Genomic DNA, 15379 nt, shown 5'->3' with positions numbered 1-15379 from the left:
CTATGACTGAACTCATCGCTGTCGTCACCATTACTTTACTCGCCGTGATAAGCCCGGGGCCGGACTTTGCCATGGTCTCGCGCAATAGCCTGTTGCTTTCGCGCCGCGCCGGCGTCTTGACCGCCTGCGGCATTGGCGCCGGGGTGCTGGTCCATGTCAGCTATACGCTGATTGGCGTCGGCGTGTTGATTCAACAGTCGCCCTGGTTGTTTAACCTGCTTAAAGCCATCGGCGCCGCCTACCTGATCTACCTCGGCATTACGCTGCTGCGCAACGCGGCGCATCATGACGCAGCCCCCACAACAGCGCCGGCGGCCATCAGCGATTTCGCCGCCTTGAAAACCGGTTTTTTCACCAACGCGTTAAACCCGAAAACCACCATCTTCATCGTCAGCCTGTTCATGCAGGTGGTTTCTCCGCACACCCCGCTCGGCGTGCAAATCGGCTATGGTCTTTTTATCGCCGCCGTCCATATCTTCTGGTTTGCCGCCGTCGCGCTGCTATTTTCCGCACCGGGCGTCAATGCGCGCTTTTTACGTTTGCGCCGCGGCATCGATCGTACCTTTGGCGGGCTGCTGATCGCCTTTGGCGCCCTGCTGGCGATCGCCGGCATCAAGTAACGCCGCAACGCCAAGTTCGTCATTCGCTTCTATGCTTATCAGGGGTTTTTGTTAATCATCTGAGCGGGAGTACGGAACATGACGAAACTGTTGGTGCTTTATTACTCAATGTACGGCCACATCGAACGCCTGGCGCAGGCGGTGGCCGAAGGGGCGAATCGGGTCGATAACGTGGACGTGACGATTAAACGCGTGCCGGAAACCATGACGCCGGAGGCCTTCGCCAAGGCCGGGGGCAAACAACATCAACAGGCGCCGGTCGCCACCCCGCAAGAGCTGGCGGACTATGACGGCATCATCTTCGGTACGCCGACCCGCTTCGGCAATATGGCCGGGCAAATGCGCACCTTCCTCGATCAGACCGGCGGCCTGTGGGCGTCCGGCGCGCTGTACGGCAAGGTAGGCAGCGTCTTCTCCTCCACCGGCACCGGCGGTGGCCAGGAACAGACCATCAGTTCGACCTGGACCACGCTGGCACACCACGGTTTCATCATCGTGCCGATCGGCTATGCGACGCAGGAGCTGTTTGACGTTTCACAGGTGCGCGGCGGCACCCCGTATGGCGCCACCACCATCGCCGGCGCCGACGGTTCGCGGCAGCCGAGCAACGAAGAGCTGACCATTGCCCGTTATCAGGGCGAACACGTGGCCAAAATCACCGCCAAGCTGAAAAGTTAAGCGCCCTCCAGCCTCGTGATCCAAAGGGCCGCGCATTCGCACGGCCCCATCTTGTTGCCGACCCGCCGCAAGGTTAGAATGCCCCTCCCCCGGCCATTCAGCGTCTGAAGGCCAGGCCCGAATTCGTTCTGCCCGTCACTCATCCGCTTTCAGCCCGAGGACGGGCGTTCTGTTTTTTGCGCACAGCGAAGGGAATAAGTCAGTGTCTAAAGATTTTGATGAACTAATAAGAGACATGGATCTTATTATTGAAAATGTAGACAGCTTCAAGGCTCTGGCTCCGCGCGCGCCCGAGCCGGCTCCGGCCCCGCCGCCGCCGGTTCATCACTACGACTCGTTCTGCGAAAACATCGCGCTGAAAGTCGTCTTGAAGGTGCTGCTGTCTTCGGTGGACAAGATAGTCAAAGTGCAGATCGCCAACAAGGTCGAGCAAGAGATCGCCCAGATCGAACAGCAGGTGGTGCGCGCCGGCGGCGGCCCGGTGTCACCGGGCGATCTGGCGCAGATGACGCACTACGTTCGCCGCACGGTCAACGACCTGCTGGAATAGCGTTCTCCCCGCCCCTCCACGCCATGCTTATTCGGCGATATGAATTTTTACGTTATTTTTATATCGCCTGTTTTATGCTTGATACACTTCAAAAAATTGACGCATCGTCGGCGGGCACTCCGAGCAACAGCATGGTCAAAACCAAACAAATACTGGTCGTTATTCATCTTTGCAGCTTTTTAGTCCTTCTTTACAGCCTTTCAATGATCCCGCCTCTGTTGATGGGCCTGCTGTATAAAGAAAAAAGCGCCTTCTCGTTTTTCTATACTCTGGTGCTCGCCGCCACGCTCGGCGGATTAGGCTGGCTCGGCACCCGGCAGTCAAAAGTGCAGTTGCGCACCCAGGACGGCTTTCTGATTATCGTGATGTTCTGGCTGTTGTTTTCCGCGATCAGCGCCCTGCCGCTGTGGCTGGATGACACGCTGAACGTCCGGCTGGTTGACGCGATGTTTGAAGGTGTCTCCGGCATCACCACCACCGGCGCCTCGGTGCTGAACGACGTTTCCAGCGTGCCCAAATCATTCCTCTACTATCGTTCGCAGCTTAATTTTATCGGCGGTCTGGGGGTTATCGTGTTGGCGGTGGCCGTGCTACCGCTGCTGGGCATCGGCGGCGCCAAACTTTATCAGTCGGAAATGCCCGGCCCATTCAAAGAAGAACGGTTGACGCCACGCTTGGCCGATACGTCGAAAAATCTGTGGTTGATTTACCTTGGACTGGGGTTGGCCTGCACCGTCGCCTTTCGCCTGGCGGGCATGCCGTGGTTCGATGCGTTGTGCCACGGCATCTCTACCGTCTCACTCGGCGGATTTTCCACCCGCAATGAAAGTCTGGGATACTACGACAGCTCAGCGGTGGAAATGGTCGGCGGCATTTTCTCTATTCTGGCGGCGGTGAACTTCACGCTCTATTTCGTCGCCATCGGCCGCCGCAGCGTGAAACCGCTGTACCGTAACCCAGAGCTGCGCTTTTTCCTGTTGATTCTGTCCATCGTCATCGCGATCGTGTGTATCGAGCTTTACCGTTCGGGCATGTACAGCGTCAAAGACGCCTTCGTACATGGCTTTTTCCTCACCAGTTCTATGATGACCGACAACGGCCTGGCGATCGCCGATTACATCAAGATCCCGTCCCATACCATCATGCTGCTGCTGGCGGCGAGTTTCTTCGGCGGCTGCGTCGGCTCTACCTGCGGCGGCATTAAAGCGCTGCGTTTTCTGATCATGTACAAGCAAAGCCGGCTTGAGATCAATCAACTGGTGCATCCCAACGCCATATATACCATCAAGGTCGGTAATGCGCCGATCCAGGATCGGGTGCTGCGCTCCGTTTGGAGCTTTTTCTTTCTCTACGTGCTGTTCACCTGCCTGTTTATCTGGCTGCTGAATCTAATGGGCTATGATCTGGTCACCGCCTTCGCCACCGTCGCCGCCTGCATCAATAATATGGGGCTGGGATACGGGGAAACCGCCGCGGGTTTCGGCACGCTAAATGATGCGGCAAAATGGCTGATGTGCGCCGCCATGCTGCTCGGGCGCCTCGAGATCTACCCGATGTTGATCCTTTGTTCACGCACATTTTGGCGTTTTTGATCCGCCTAACAATGCGCAGGATGCCGTTTCGTTTTGCCATGACTGACACATTCACAACATGAATATGTTGCATTGTTGTATTCGTTTCACTGCGATAAGTTTAATTTACTGTAAATATATACAGTACTTTTTTAACTTATTGAGGATATGAATATGCGCTTTAACAACAAGATGTTGGCCTTGGCCGCCCTGCTGTTCGCCGCGCAGGCGTCGGCCGACACGCTCGAATCCATCGACAACTGCGCGGTCGGCTGCCCGACCGGCGGCAGCAGCAACGTGTCTATCGTGCGTCATGCTTATACGTTGAACAACAACAGCACCACCAAGTTCGCCAACTGGGTGGCCTATCACATCACCAAAGACACGCCGGCCAGCGGCAAGACGCGCAACTGGAAAACCGATCCGGCGCTCAACCCGGCGGACACGTTGGCGCCCGCCGATTACACCGGCGCCAACGCCGCGCTGAAGGTCGATCGCGGTCATCAGGCGCCGCTGGCCTCGCTGGCGGGCGTCTCCGACTGGGAATCGTTGAACTACCTGTCCAACATCACGCCGCAAAAGTCCGATCTGAACCAGGGCGCCTGGGCGCGGCTGGAAGATCAGGAACGCAAGCTGATCGATCGCGCCGATATCTCCTCGGTCTATACCGTGACCGGGCCGCTGTATGAGCGCGATATGGGCAAACTGCCGGGCACCCAGAAAGCGCACACCATCCCCAGCGCCTACTGGAAGGTGATTTTCATCAACAACAGCCCGGCGGTGAACCACTATGCCGCCTTCCTGTTCGACCAGAACACGCCGAAGGGCGCCGATTTCTGCCAATTCCGCGTGACGGTGGACGAGATCGAGAAACGCACCGGCCTGATCATCTGGGCCGGTCTGCCGGACGACGTGCAGGCTTCGCTGAAGAGCAAACCCGGCGTTCTGCCGGAGTTGATGGGCTGCAAAAACTGACGAAAAAACCCGCCGAAGCGGGTTTATTCTTCACGCGGGCGCCGGCGGATTATTCCGTCAGCGCCTTTTGCGCGGCGGCCAACTCACGCTGACGAGGTGAGGCTACCGCGTGATCGCGCGCCAACAGCGTATACACCGTCGGCAACACAAACAGGGTAAACAGCGTGCCCACCAGCATGCCGGAGACGATCACCAGCCCCAGGCCGAAGCGACTGGCAGCCCCGGCGCCGCTGGCGAACAGCAGCGGGATCAAACCGAACACCATCGCCCCGGTGGTCATCAGAACCGGCCGCAGACGAATTTGCGCCGCCTGCAAAATCGCGGCGCGCCGCGTCAGCCCCTGATGCATCTGCAGCTCGTTGGCGAACTCCACCATCAGAATGCCGTGCTTGCTGATGAGCCCGATCAGGGTCACCAGACCGACCTGGGTATAGATATTCATCGTGGCGTAGCCCAGCGCCAGCGGCAGCAAGGCGCCGCAGATCGACAGCGGCACGGTGATGAGGATAATCAGCGGATCTTTCAGGCTCTCGTACTGCGCCGCCAGCACCAGGTAAATGATCACCAACGCCGCCAGGAACGCGAACGCCAGCGCGCTGCCCTCCTGGGTGTATTGGCGCGAATCCCCCTGCCAGTCGTGGCTAAATTCGGCCGGCAGCGCATTGGCCTGCCGTTCGAGGAAAGCCACCGCTTCGCCCATCGAAACGCCGGGCGCGGGAATCGCCTGCAGGGTGGCGGCGTTCTGCTGGTTGAACTGGGTCAGCTTGTTCGGTTCGACCTTAACGGCCACCGATACCACGGTGGAGAGCGGCACCAGCGTATTGTCCTGGGCGCGAACATATTGCCGCGCCAGCGCCTGCGGCGTCAGCCGTTGTTCGCGCAGGCTCTGCGGGATAACGTCATAAGCACGCCCGTCCATCCCGAAGCGGTTGAGGTAGTTCTCTCCCACCAGCACCGCCAACGATTCACCGATGTCGCTCATGCGTATCCCCAGACTGTTGGCCTTGGCGCGATCGATGTGCACCTCCGCCAGCGGGTTGTTGTAGTCCAAATCGCTGTCCACCACCATAAACAGGCCGCTGTTTCTGGCGTTCTGTTTCACCTCCTCCAGGGTGCGGTACAGCTGCGGGTAGTCCTGCGGCGTACGCAGCACCATCTGCACCGGCAGCCCCCCGGTGGAGCCTGGCAAGGCGGGCAGCTGGAAGGCGAAAATGCTGGTGCCTTCAACATCGTTCACCGCCCGTTGCAGATCGGCCTGCACCGCCGACGCCGAGCGCTGGCGCGCCTGCCACAGCGTCAGGTTGATGCCGCCGATGCCGGACGCCGTGCCGTCGCTGCCGTTGATGATCCAGCGGCTTTCGGTTTCCGGCATGCGGTTGTAAACCTCGTCCAGCTTGTAGGCAAAGCGTTCGACATAGTTCAGGTTGGCCTGCTGCGGCGCCTTGATGGCGGTCAGTACGATGGCCTGATCCTCGGTCGGCGCCAGCTCGCGCTGCGGCATCAGGTACAATAGCGGCAGGCTGATCATCACCAGCAGCGCCAGCGTACCGGTCAGCCAACGGTGATGCAGCGAGAAATCCAGCGCGCGCGCATAGCGCCGCGTCAGGCCGCCGAAGAACCACTCGGCGGCGTGCGCCACGCGCCCTTCGCTCTGTTTGGCCGGCAGCAGGAGTGAACTCATCACCGGCGACAGCGTCAGCGCCACCACGCCGGACACCACCACCGCCCCGGCCAGCGTCAGCGCGAATTCGCGAAACAGCGCGCCGGTCAGCCCGCCCATCAGGCCGATCGGCGCATAGACCGCGGCCAGCGTCAGGGTCATGGCGATCACCGGCCCGGCCACCTCGCGTGCGCCGATCATCGCCGCCGCCAGCGGCGTTTTCCCCTCTTCGATATGGCGATGCACGTTCTCCACCACCACGATGGCGTCGTCCACCACCAAACCGATCGCCAGGACCATCGCCAGCAGCGTCAGCAAATTGACGCTGAAGCCGAAGGCCAGCATCAGCCCGGCGGCGCCAAGTATCGACAGCGGAATCGTCACCACCGGGATCAACACGGTGCGCAGCGACCCCAGACACAGGTAGATCACCGCCACAACGATCGCCAGCGCTTCGAGCAGGGTATGCACCACTTCATCGATCGAGGCCTGAATAAAGCGCGCGGTCTCGAACGCCAGCGCCATCTTCACGCCCGGCGGCTGCATCTTGTCGATCGCCGGCATCAGGTGACGAATGCCGTCGACGATCACCAGCGGGTTGCCAGTCGGCGTAGGGAAGACGCCAAGGAACACCGCCGGTTCGCCATCCATCAAGGCGCTGGTTTCCGTGGCTGCGGCGCCCAGCTCCACGGTGCCGACGTCTTTCAAGCGCACCAGACCGTTGCCGTCGTTGCGCACCACCAGATTGCGAAACTCCTCTACGCTGGTGAGATCGGTATTCACCCGCACGTTGGCAACCACATACTGCCCTTTCACCTTGCCCGGCGCCGCCTGGTAGTTGTTGCGCCGCACCGCATCGGCCACGTCGGCAGCGGTCAGACCGCGGCCGGCCAGCCGATCGCTGTCCAGCCACAGGCGCATCGCCATTTTTTGCCCGCCGAACACTTCAACCTTGGCGACGCCGTCGATGGTGGTGAACATCGGTTCCACCACCCGCGTCAGGTATTCGCTCAGCGCCGGCGTGGACAGCGTTTTACTGGAAAAACCGACATAGGCCACGGCGGTAGCTTCACCGGCGGAACGCTCAATCACCGGATCGTAAGCCTGCTCCGGCAGCTTATAGCGCACCTGGTTGACCTTGGCCATCACTTCGGTCAGCGCCTGGGTGGAGTCGCGGTTCAGCGCCATGCGCACCGTCACCACGCTGCGCCCCTGCACCGAGGAGGAAGAAAGGTAGTCAACGCCCTCGACGGAGGACACCGCCTGGGCGATCGGCTGCGTAACAAAGCCCTGCATCAGCTCGGACGACGCGCCGGGATAGTCGGTGCTGATGGTGATGGTAGAGTTTTCCAGCAGCGGGTATTGGCGGATCGGCAGTTTGCTGAGCGCCAGCGCGCCGAACAGCAGAATCAAGGTGCTGACCACCAGCGCCAGCACCGGCCGGCGCACGAACAGATCGGTAAATGTCATCGGTCTCTCCTCAGGAACCGGCCTGGGCGGCGTTCAGAGCATCCTGCGCCACCGGCTCGGCCGCCATGCCGTCGCTCAGCTTGAGCTGGCCCGAGGTCACCACCCGCTCGCCTTCCTGCAGGCCGCTGACGATCTCGACGCGCCCGTCATTGCGTTCGCCCACGGTGACCGAGACGCGCTTGACCGTCATGCCCTTTTCACCCTGTTGCGCGACGAACACGGTATCGCCGTACGCCGTATAGGTCAGCGCCGTTTCCGGCACCGTCAGCACCGCCACGCGCTGTTGCTGCGTGACGCGAATGCCCGCGTACATGCCGGCCTTCAGCAATCCCTGGCGGTTAGTCAACGTCGCCTGCACCTGCACGGTGCGGGATTTGCCGATCATCGGGTCGATAGCGGTAATAACGGCGGGGAAAGCGCGCTCGGGATAGGCGCCGACCTGCACCGACACCGCCTGCCCCAACGCCAGTCCGGCGCTGCTTTGTTCGTCCAGCGAGAAATTGACGCGCAGCGTATCGGCATCCACCAGGTTGGCCACCGCCTCGGCGGCGTTGAGGTATTGCCCTTCATGCACGCGACGAATGCCGATGACGCCGGAGAACGGCGCGCGGATCGCCTTTTGCGCGATTTTGGCCTGCGTTTCCTGCACCGCACCGAGCGCCATATCCCGTTCAGCCAGCGCATCGTCCAACTGCTGCCGCGCGGTGGCGTTGAGGTTCATCAGCTTGCGCATGCGCGTCAGCAGCAGATCGGCATTGCGCAGCTGCGCCTGCAGGCGCACCAGCTCAGCCTGCTCGACCGCATCGTTGAGCTGCACCAGCAGTTGCCCCTGCCGTACCGTTTGGCCGGATTCGAACAGGATGCGCGTGATGCGGCCGCTGGTCTCTGCCGCCACTTCCACCTGGCTGGCCGCCTCCAGCTCGCCTACGCCGGCGTAACTGCGCGCAGCCTGTTCACGCAGGGCGGGCGCCAGCGCCACTTTCACCGGCGGATAGGCCGGCGCGCCTTCGCTTTGCCGCGCGGTGGATCGCATCGCTACCGCAGCGACGGCGAGCGCCGCCAGCAGCGCGGCAATAATGAGATATCGTTTCATCATGCAGCCTCACGCGTGTTGGCCAGCCGTTGACGCAAACGGCTGGCGATGGCCGTCACCCACAGCCCGCCGATCACCGTGATGTGTTCCAGCGCGAAGTAGAGGGAGATCTGCATGTTGGGAGCGGACATATTCCAGAAGGTGTGTACGATCGCGATAGTCAGGATCAGGAACGCCGACAGCATGCCGGCGCCCAGCCACACCCAGCGGTTCAGCAAGATCAATACCGAACCTGTCAGCAGCACCGACGCCGACGCCAGGTTGAACAGCCAGGCCGGATGCAAACCGGCGGCGCGCATCTCCGCCAGGCTCCCTTCGATGTCGAACAGCTTGGCGAGCCCCGACGAGATGAAAATCACCATCAAGCACAGACGTGCGAGCAGCCAAAGCCAATAACTGTCCAGAGCGGTGTTGATAAAGCGTTGCATAACGGTTTCTTCCTGATTTTACAGCCGAGCCATCCTTCTCCCCGATAAGACGGGGGCAGGTCTTGAGAGATGCCGGTTGCCAAGCCCGGCAGGCTGAACTATAAAACCTCAGGTTAACTTGAGGTCAAGTTGAGGAAAGATAAAATGGCAAGAAATGAACCGATTGACGCCAATCGGCTATTGACCGTCGGGGAAGTGGTGAAACGCAGCGGCGTGGCGGTATCCGCACTGCACTTCTACGAGAGTAAAGGGTTGATTCAGGCGACGCGCAACGCCGGCAATCAGCGGCGTTATCCGTCGGTGGTATTACGCTATATCGCGGTGATCAAGATCGCGCAGCGCGCGGGCCTTCCGCTGGAAGAAATCCGCGCCGCACTAAGCCGCTTCCCCATCGGCAGCAAGCTGACCTCAGAACAATGGGGAGTGCTGTCCTCCGCCTGGCGCAAAACGCTGGATGAGCGTATTCAACGGCTAACGGTGCTGCGCGACCATCTCGACAGCTGCATCGGCTGCGGCTGCCTGTCGCTCACCGACTGCCCGCTGCGCAACCCGAACGATATATTGGGCCGGCAAGGGGCCGGCGCGCATATTTTCGAACACCCGGATGGGCAATGATAAGCGGCTAGGCAACCGGCATCATGGAAAGGCGGCGATTGGCTTCGGCGAATACCGCGACGCTGTGATCGATAAATGCCCGCACCGGCGGCAACAGGCCTTTGCCGCTGGTGAACACCAGGTGAACAATGCTGTTCGGCGCACGCCACTGCGGCAGCAGGCGCAGCAGTTGACCCGTCCGCAATTCGTTGGCACACAAATGGATCGGCAAAAATGCTACGCCGATCCCGGCAATCGCCGCACTATGCAACGTACTGTAATCCCCGCAACACATCCGGGGTACATGTACGAACGTACGTTGATTGCCTGCATTGTCCTCGAATTCCCAGCGATCGCGATCCAGCCATTCTCCCATCGACAACGTCGGCAAACTGGCCAGCTGTTCGAACGACTGCGGCAAGCCGCCGGCTTTCTCCACCAGCTGCGCGCCGGCGACCAAAATGCGTTGCCGCACGCCAAGATCGCGTTTAATCAATGATTGATCCTGGTCGAAATGGCTCGTAATGCGAAACGCCACATCGATCTTTTCATTGATCAGATCCACATGGCGCTCATGGATCAACAGTTGCACGCGCACGTCCGGATAACGCGCCATAAAATCCAACAGCAGATGGGAATTATAATACTGCATCAAACCGGGCGGTGAACTGATGCGCAGGCAGCCGCTCACTTCGGCACGCGCACGGGCGACAATGGCATCGGCCGCCTCCAATCGCTCGATAATCGCCTCACACTGCCGATACACATCGCGGCCAATATCCGTGACGCGGAAACTGCGCGTCGAACGTTCGATTAACCGCGCACCGTAACTCGCCTCCAGACGAGCCACGCGTTTGCTGAGTTTGGATTTGGCCTCGCCGCTCGCCCGCTCCGCGGCGGCGAAACCGCCATGTCTCACCACCAAAGCAAACAGTTGAAGATCGTTCAAATCCTGCATGCCCCCTCCTTATCGTTTCCAGTTTGGAAACGATGCATTACGCTTTCAGGCACTACCGCGCCGGCACCCCGCTGCTTATCCTTTAGCATAACGAAACAAAAAGATTCAACCATAGCAAAGAACAAGCGTATTGCGATTGAGGAGAACATCATGAAGAACGTCATGTTTAAAACGATGCTGCTGGGCGCTTTTGTCTTTTCAGGCGCAACAATCGCGGCAACGCAAATCAATAGTCAACAGGCGGACGCCCTGACGCCGCGCCAAGTGATTACCGTTAGCGGTGCCGCGAATCTGAGCGATGCGGAAAAGATGTTGGCAGACAAAACCGACAAGACCGGTGCCCGTTACTACAAAATCATCGCGATCGTAGGCAATAACAAGCTGCACGCCAACGCAATGACTTATCAATAACCCTCTCCGGCAGCTGCCGGTTTTTTTGCCTCCCCATTCATCAGGGATAAATAATGTTCAACGTGGCCGAGGTGTTGAGTTCCCCCTGCGTGACGCCATCGCGCTGATAAGGGTAATAATAAGCGCCCATGCCGATGATGAAATGACTGTTCAGGCTGCCGCCGGCGGCGACATGAAACAGCGAGGTGGCGCTGCCGCGATCGACGTTGGAAGGCGACAATACCACCGGCGAGCTCGGCATGTCGCGCTTGACCAGGCGCAGCCCCACCCCTTGCGCACCGCCCGCATTGGCATTGATCAACACGCTGGCGTCGGAGGCCAGCAGGTTATTGCTGGACAGGAACATCTCAACGGCGCGATCGGCGATGCCTTCCTGCTGCATGTTCTGGCAGCTGATGTTCAGCGAGAACGGCGTGTAGCCGGGTTGATTGTTATTCAGCACCTGCGCCACGCCCATTTTGGGCAACCTGACCGTCAGGCCGGCATTGTCGAAACGACAGGTGGTGGTTTTCGGCGCGTATTTGATGTTCATCGGCTGGCCGTACATGTCGCGATCGTCATAAGGCCAGTTGCCGGTAAGCAACCAGGTGAGCAGTTTCCCCACTTGCTCCAACAACCAGAACGGCAATTCCAGAATGCCGATACCGGTCACATCGCTCACCAGTAAAACGTCATCGAGCATCAAGGTATCGCCCGGCACCACCCGCCCATCCTTGGGTTTTTGCACCAGCGAATAACGAATGGTCATCGGCGAGTTTAACTCTGACGCGGAGTGTTCCCCGCGCCCTCTCAACGTTCTGTCGCTTATCTTGTTGGTGATTTCCGCTCGGATCCACTGTTGACCGTTGTTAAAACCGAAAATCGCGGCCTGCGAATCTTTCGGCGAAAGCTTGATGGTGTAGGAAAAGTTGCTTTTGGACTTGCTGCAGTTAAATGTGCCGGTGTACTGGGTATTATATTGCGCCTCCCAGACCGGCATATTGGCGCTCAGCTTATCGGAGAGATCAACAAAAATCGGGGACGCAAACTCCGCTCCCTTGCCATAGCAGGAAGCATAGCTATAGCCGCTGAACAACCCGGACAGCAGCAGCAAAAAAATCAGCCTGATCATAGATTCGGTTATCCTGTATTAACGGCAAACGCCGGGCGACGCATCCAGCGCCAGAGTCGGTTTGGCGATGTGGCAACTGCCGTCGCGCAATTGCACCGTCAACGCCGTTGGCGGCTGTTCGGCGCGCAGGTACAACACGCTGGCCTGGCCGACAAAACCTACCGACCGATCGTTTTCATCCATCACTTCGGCGCCGAACGGCAGCGGCGCACCATCGGCGCGCTGCGCCCGCAGCTGGAATGGCCGACGTTGATCGGTCTCGAATTTCAGGTAGCTGACCGCGCCGTAGTAAGGCACATGGTTGGCGACGTTGCCGCTGATTTCCGCCCCGCTGCTGTGGCCGGTATCCGATAGCGTGACCGAGTTTTGCCGGTACGGCGTGGCATAAGGCACCAGCGCCAAACCCTGCGCATTGGTCACGATGCTTTCGTCGCCGTTGACCATCAGCCCTTCGGCCTGCGGCGCCTCGACCACCGTCATGGTGTTGCCGATCTCGTTCGACGCCAGCAGATGCCAGGGGATCGCCACCAGGCTGCCGCGCGCACTGAGGCCACTCTGACGATAATCGTTGCCTTCGCTGTAGGAGACGCCCAGCGTCGAGGCGCGGGCGCGATAGGCCGCATTGACGCTGGCCATATTGTCACCGCCGCTGCGATTGCTGCCGCTCAGCGAGTAGCTCAGGCGGTTGGACTCCAGCGCATTGCCGCTCAGGCTGACCGTGCTTTGCTGATAGTGGGAGTCTGTCGCAGACAGGCCGGTGCTGAGGTAGGCGTTGTTATCGAACACCGACAGCGGCAGGCTGAACGACAGGTAATAGCGCGTCTCTTCCTCACGCTGGCTATTGCGCACCCGGCTGGCTGAAACGGAGTAGCTGACGCGCCCCAGATTGTTGGAGTACCCCAGCTGGTATTCGCGGCTTTTCGCATTGGCCGTCCAGTAATCACGCTGGGAGCCGGAGAAGAACAGCGTGCCCCATCCTTCGTTAAGACGCTGGTTCAGGTTGAGCGTAAAGGTATTTTTCGGCCGAGCCGAACGCAGCGCATCCCAGGTGTTCATATCCAGTTCGGACACGCCCTCCTCGTCGCGCCAGCGATCAAACTGACGCTCCAGCTGGCGATAGCCGTCATTGGAGTAAATGGCGTCGGTAAAGCTGTAGTAACCGCGGGTGGAATAGCGATAGGCAGCCAGCGTGAAGTTGGTCGCGGTGACATCGAGAAATTTACTGTAGGCGATACGGAAGCTCTGCCCGCTTTCACGGCGGTTTTTCAGGCGAGTATCGGCATGCGTCAGATCAATGGACACCGCCCCTATCGGCAGGTTCCAGCCGCTGCCGAGCAGCCAGGCCTGATAGTCGTCGCTCAAAATGCTGCCGGCATAACCCGTTACCAGATTGTTGAAACCGTACTGCAGGGTGCCCTGTACAAAGCCGGGTCCGTAATCGGTATTGCTTTCGTTTACCTTGCCGGCCAGTACGCTGTATTGGCTGACACCCTGTTTCAACATGTTGGGTACGGCTGAAAACGGCACGCTGAACGACTGCTCGCGCCCGTCAGCCTCTTTGACCGTCACCCACAGATCGCCCGCCGAACCGGTCGGCTGAATGCTGTCGAGGGTAAAGGCGCCCGGCGGCACGTTTTCCTGGTAGATCACGTTGCCGTTCTGCACCACTTTCACCAGGGCGTTGGATTGCGCCACGCCACGCACAATCGGTGAAAAACCCTGCTGCGAGTTGGGCCGCATGCTGATATCCGACGCCAGCGCCACCCCGCGAATGCGTACCGAGTCGAACAGCTCCCCCGGCGAATAAAAATCACCGGCGGTCAGGTTGGATTTGATGTCGGCGAACCCGCGCTGCAGATAACGCGTGTTGTTCTGCCACTGGCTCCCCCGCCCGCTGCCGTGGCGAAAGCTGCTGCTGTCGCGAAATTGCCAGCCGGCCAGATTGATCCCGGACTCCAGCCCGGTATAAAAATCGTCATTGTTGCTGCGATTGCCTTCGCCGCGCGCCTCGGCGTGGTAGTAGGTCGCGTTGTAGGCCAGCGTCAACGCGGAGATGCCACGATTCCAGAAAGCCGGATCCACGTACCCTGCTTCCGATCGGTTGACCCGCGCCTGCGGCACCGTCAACCGCAGGCTCAGCGCGCCAACGTCCATATCGAACCGCCCGCCCTGTACCAGCGAGGCGATCGACAGCGTCGTCTGGGGCGCCTGAGGTGTCGGCAATTGACTCAGATCGATGCCCAACCGCTGCGCATCCTGGTAGGCAATTTGAATATCGTCGCGTTGCGTGCCAAACAGCAGCGTGTAGCGCCCTTTCCAGTCATGATTGACATACACATCGATCTCCTGCCGGCCGGCAGGCATGTCATTGTTGAGGTAAAAACGCGAAAGATCGGAATCGCGCGATTCGCCGGCCAACAGCGAAGTATCGAACGTCACCGCCCAGGCCGTATCCGGCAACAAGAATGAAGAGGCGGTCAGCAGCGAGAGGACTTTTTTATTCAGCTTCATTGTTGTTCTTTCAGGTTAGTGTGCGGTGATGGCTTTAGACTTGTAAGCCCCCAGATCGTCGATATACATCAGGTCATAACGCGCGTTTTTACTGACCGATCGTTTGCTGGAGGCAAACTGGGTGGAAAACGGCGCAACCATCAACGAATCAACCAGCAGATGCTTGTCCTCACCCTGGCCGATATTCGCTACCGTGATGAAATACGGGCTGTTGTTGATGACGTTGAACCCCTTGCCATTGGCTTGCAGCGTCAGTTTTTCCAATGCGTTTTCTACGCCGCGGGTTAAGGCCTGCGGGCGGTAGAACAGCTTGATGCGCGATTTGATCGCCAGCTGCAGCGTATTGGTACCCTGCAGGTTTTCCGGCGTCGGCGGGATATCCAGCACGTTGAGATAGAACACCGATTCACGATCCGCCGCCAACGCGGCGCCGACTTTCTGAATGCGCAGCTGCTGCCCGCTGTTGCCGTTCACTTTCACCACCGGTGGCGATAGCAAAAACGGTACGTTGGCGGTTTCCGGGGTGGAATTGATGTCGCCGTCGTCGATCCAGGCCTGAACCAGTGAGGGATCGGCACCGTTATTCAGCAGTTGGACAATCACATCCTTGTTGTTTGCCGGGTAGATCACCCGCGTACCGTTAACCACCACATTGGCCTGCGCGCCAATGGAACCGAGCAACAGCGCCGCTATCATCATATATTTTTTCATCGTTCCCCCGGGTGGCCAGGCCCATCAAGGGCCTGGCT

General features: G+C 59.5%; 14 protein-coding genes. 7 read left to right on the top strand and 7 right to left on the bottom strand.

The window, feature by feature from the left end; translation table 11 throughout:
- Nucleotides 1-2: 2 nt before the first annotated feature.
- The 5 genes from WFM45_RS04680 (at nucleotide 3) to WFM45_RS04660 (ending at nucleotide 4394) form a co-directional block, all read left to right on the top strand.
- Entirely contained in the window at nucleotides 3-620 is a 618-nt protein-coding gene (locus WFM45_RS04680; protein WP_033633409.1) for a LysE family translocator, read from the top strand.
- Nucleotides 621-698: 78 nt separating this feature from the next.
- Nucleotides 699-1298 (top strand): NAD(P)H:quinone oxidoreductase, encoded by a 600-nt coding sequence (gene wrbA / locus WFM45_RS04675; protein WP_004928045.1) that lies wholly within the window; start codon nucleotides 699-701, stop codon nucleotides 1296-1298.
- A 235-nt stretch (nucleotides 1299-1533) separates the two neighbouring features.
- Nucleotides 1534-1848 carry a hypothetical protein gene (locus WFM45_RS04670; protein WP_004928047.1) on the top strand — a complete coding sequence of 105 codons (315 nt, stop codon included), beginning with the start codon at nucleotides 1534-1536 and terminating at the stop codon, nucleotides 1846-1848.
- 131 nt (nucleotides 1849-1979) lie between these two features.
- Complete coding sequence (locus WFM45_RS04665; RefSeq protein WP_336954839.1) at nucleotides 1980-3440, top strand: TrkH family potassium uptake protein; 1461 nt, start codon at nucleotides 1980-1982, stop codon at nucleotides 3438-3440.
- 153 nt (nucleotides 3441-3593) lie between these two features.
- Nucleotides 3594-4394 (top strand): DNA/RNA non-specific endonuclease, encoded by an 801-nt coding sequence (locus WFM45_RS04660; RefSeq protein WP_015377376.1) that lies wholly within the window; start codon nucleotides 3594-3596, stop codon nucleotides 4392-4394.
- 49 nt (nucleotides 4395-4443) lie between these two features.
- On the opposite strand, the gene WFM45_RS04655 is transcribed toward WFM45_RS04660, so the two are convergent.
- From WFM45_RS04655 to WFM45_RS04645, 3 genes are read right to left on the bottom strand one after another with little or no spacing between them, the layout of a single operon-like run.
- Complete coding sequence (locus WFM45_RS04655) at nucleotides 4444-7524, bottom strand: MexW/MexI family multidrug efflux RND transporter permease subunit (protein ID WP_004928056.1); 3081 nt, start codon at nucleotides 7522-7524, stop codon at nucleotides 4444-4446.
- Between the two features lie 10 nt (nucleotides 7525-7534).
- The gene (locus WFM45_RS04650; RefSeq protein ID WP_336954835.1) at nucleotides 7535-8620 is read right to left on the bottom strand and encodes an efflux RND transporter periplasmic adaptor subunit; all 1086 of its coding nucleotides are present in this window, start codon (nucleotides 8618-8620) and stop codon (nucleotides 7535-7537) included.
- Nucleotides 8617-9045 carry a DoxX family protein gene (locus WFM45_RS04645; RefSeq protein ID WP_033633411.1) on the bottom strand — a complete coding sequence of 143 codons (429 nt, stop codon included), beginning with the start codon at nucleotides 9043-9045 and terminating at the stop codon, nucleotides 8617-8619. Before WFM45_RS04645 ends, WFM45_RS04650 begins: the two co-directional genes overlap by 4 nt.
- A gap of 144 nt (nucleotides 9046-9189) precedes the next feature.
- Here WFM45_RS04645 and soxR point away from each other — a divergent pair, with 144 nt between their 5' ends.
- Entirely contained in the window at nucleotides 9190-9660 is a 471-nt protein-coding gene (gene soxR, locus WFM45_RS04640; RefSeq protein WP_033633412.1) for a redox-sensitive transcriptional activator SoxR, read from the top strand.
- A gap of 7 nt (nucleotides 9661-9667) precedes the next feature.
- Here the strand turns inward: soxR and WFM45_RS04635 are convergent, their stop codons facing one another.
- Entirely contained in the window at nucleotides 9668-10597 is a 930-nt protein-coding gene (locus tag WFM45_RS04635) for a LysR substrate-binding domain-containing protein (protein WP_033633413.1), read from the bottom strand.
- A gap of 150 nt (nucleotides 10598-10747) precedes the next feature.
- Between WFM45_RS04635 and WFM45_RS04630 the strand changes: the two genes are divergently transcribed.
- Nucleotides 10748-11008 carry a DUF1471 domain-containing protein gene (locus tag WFM45_RS04630; protein ID WP_033633414.1) on the top strand — a complete coding sequence of 87 codons (261 nt, stop codon included), beginning with the start codon at nucleotides 10748-10750 and terminating at the stop codon, nucleotides 11006-11008.
- Nucleotides 11009-11048: 40 nt separating this feature from the next.
- On the opposite strand, the gene WFM45_RS04625 is transcribed toward WFM45_RS04630, so the two are convergent.
- The 3 genes from WFM45_RS04625 to WFM45_RS04615 are packed head-to-tail and all read right to left on the bottom strand — an operon-like array spanning nucleotide 11049 to nucleotide 15341.
- Complete coding sequence (locus tag WFM45_RS04625) at nucleotides 11049-12119, bottom strand: fimbrial protein (protein WP_085336372.1); 1071 nt, start codon at nucleotides 12117-12119, stop codon at nucleotides 11049-11051.
- A gap of 18 nt (nucleotides 12120-12137) precedes the next feature.
- A complete protein-coding gene (locus tag WFM45_RS04620) occupies nucleotides 12138-14630 on the bottom strand; it encodes a fimbria/pilus outer membrane usher protein (protein ID WP_336954829.1) in 2493 nt (830 codons plus the stop codon).
- A gap of 15 nt (nucleotides 14631-14645) precedes the next feature.
- Complete coding sequence (locus WFM45_RS04615) at nucleotides 14646-15341, bottom strand: fimbrial biogenesis chaperone (RefSeq protein WP_336954827.1); 696 nt, start codon at nucleotides 15339-15341, stop codon at nucleotides 14646-14648.
- Nucleotides 15342-15379 lie beyond the last annotated feature (38 nt).

Source organism: Serratia sp. KG1D (genome assembly GCF_037150675.1).
Taxonomy (GTDB): Bacteria; Pseudomonadota; Gammaproteobacteria; order Enterobacterales; family Enterobacteriaceae; genus Serratia; species Serratia nematodiphila.
Note: the sequence above shows the minus strand (reverse complement) of the source record. Positions and strands in the feature narration are given on the sequence as shown.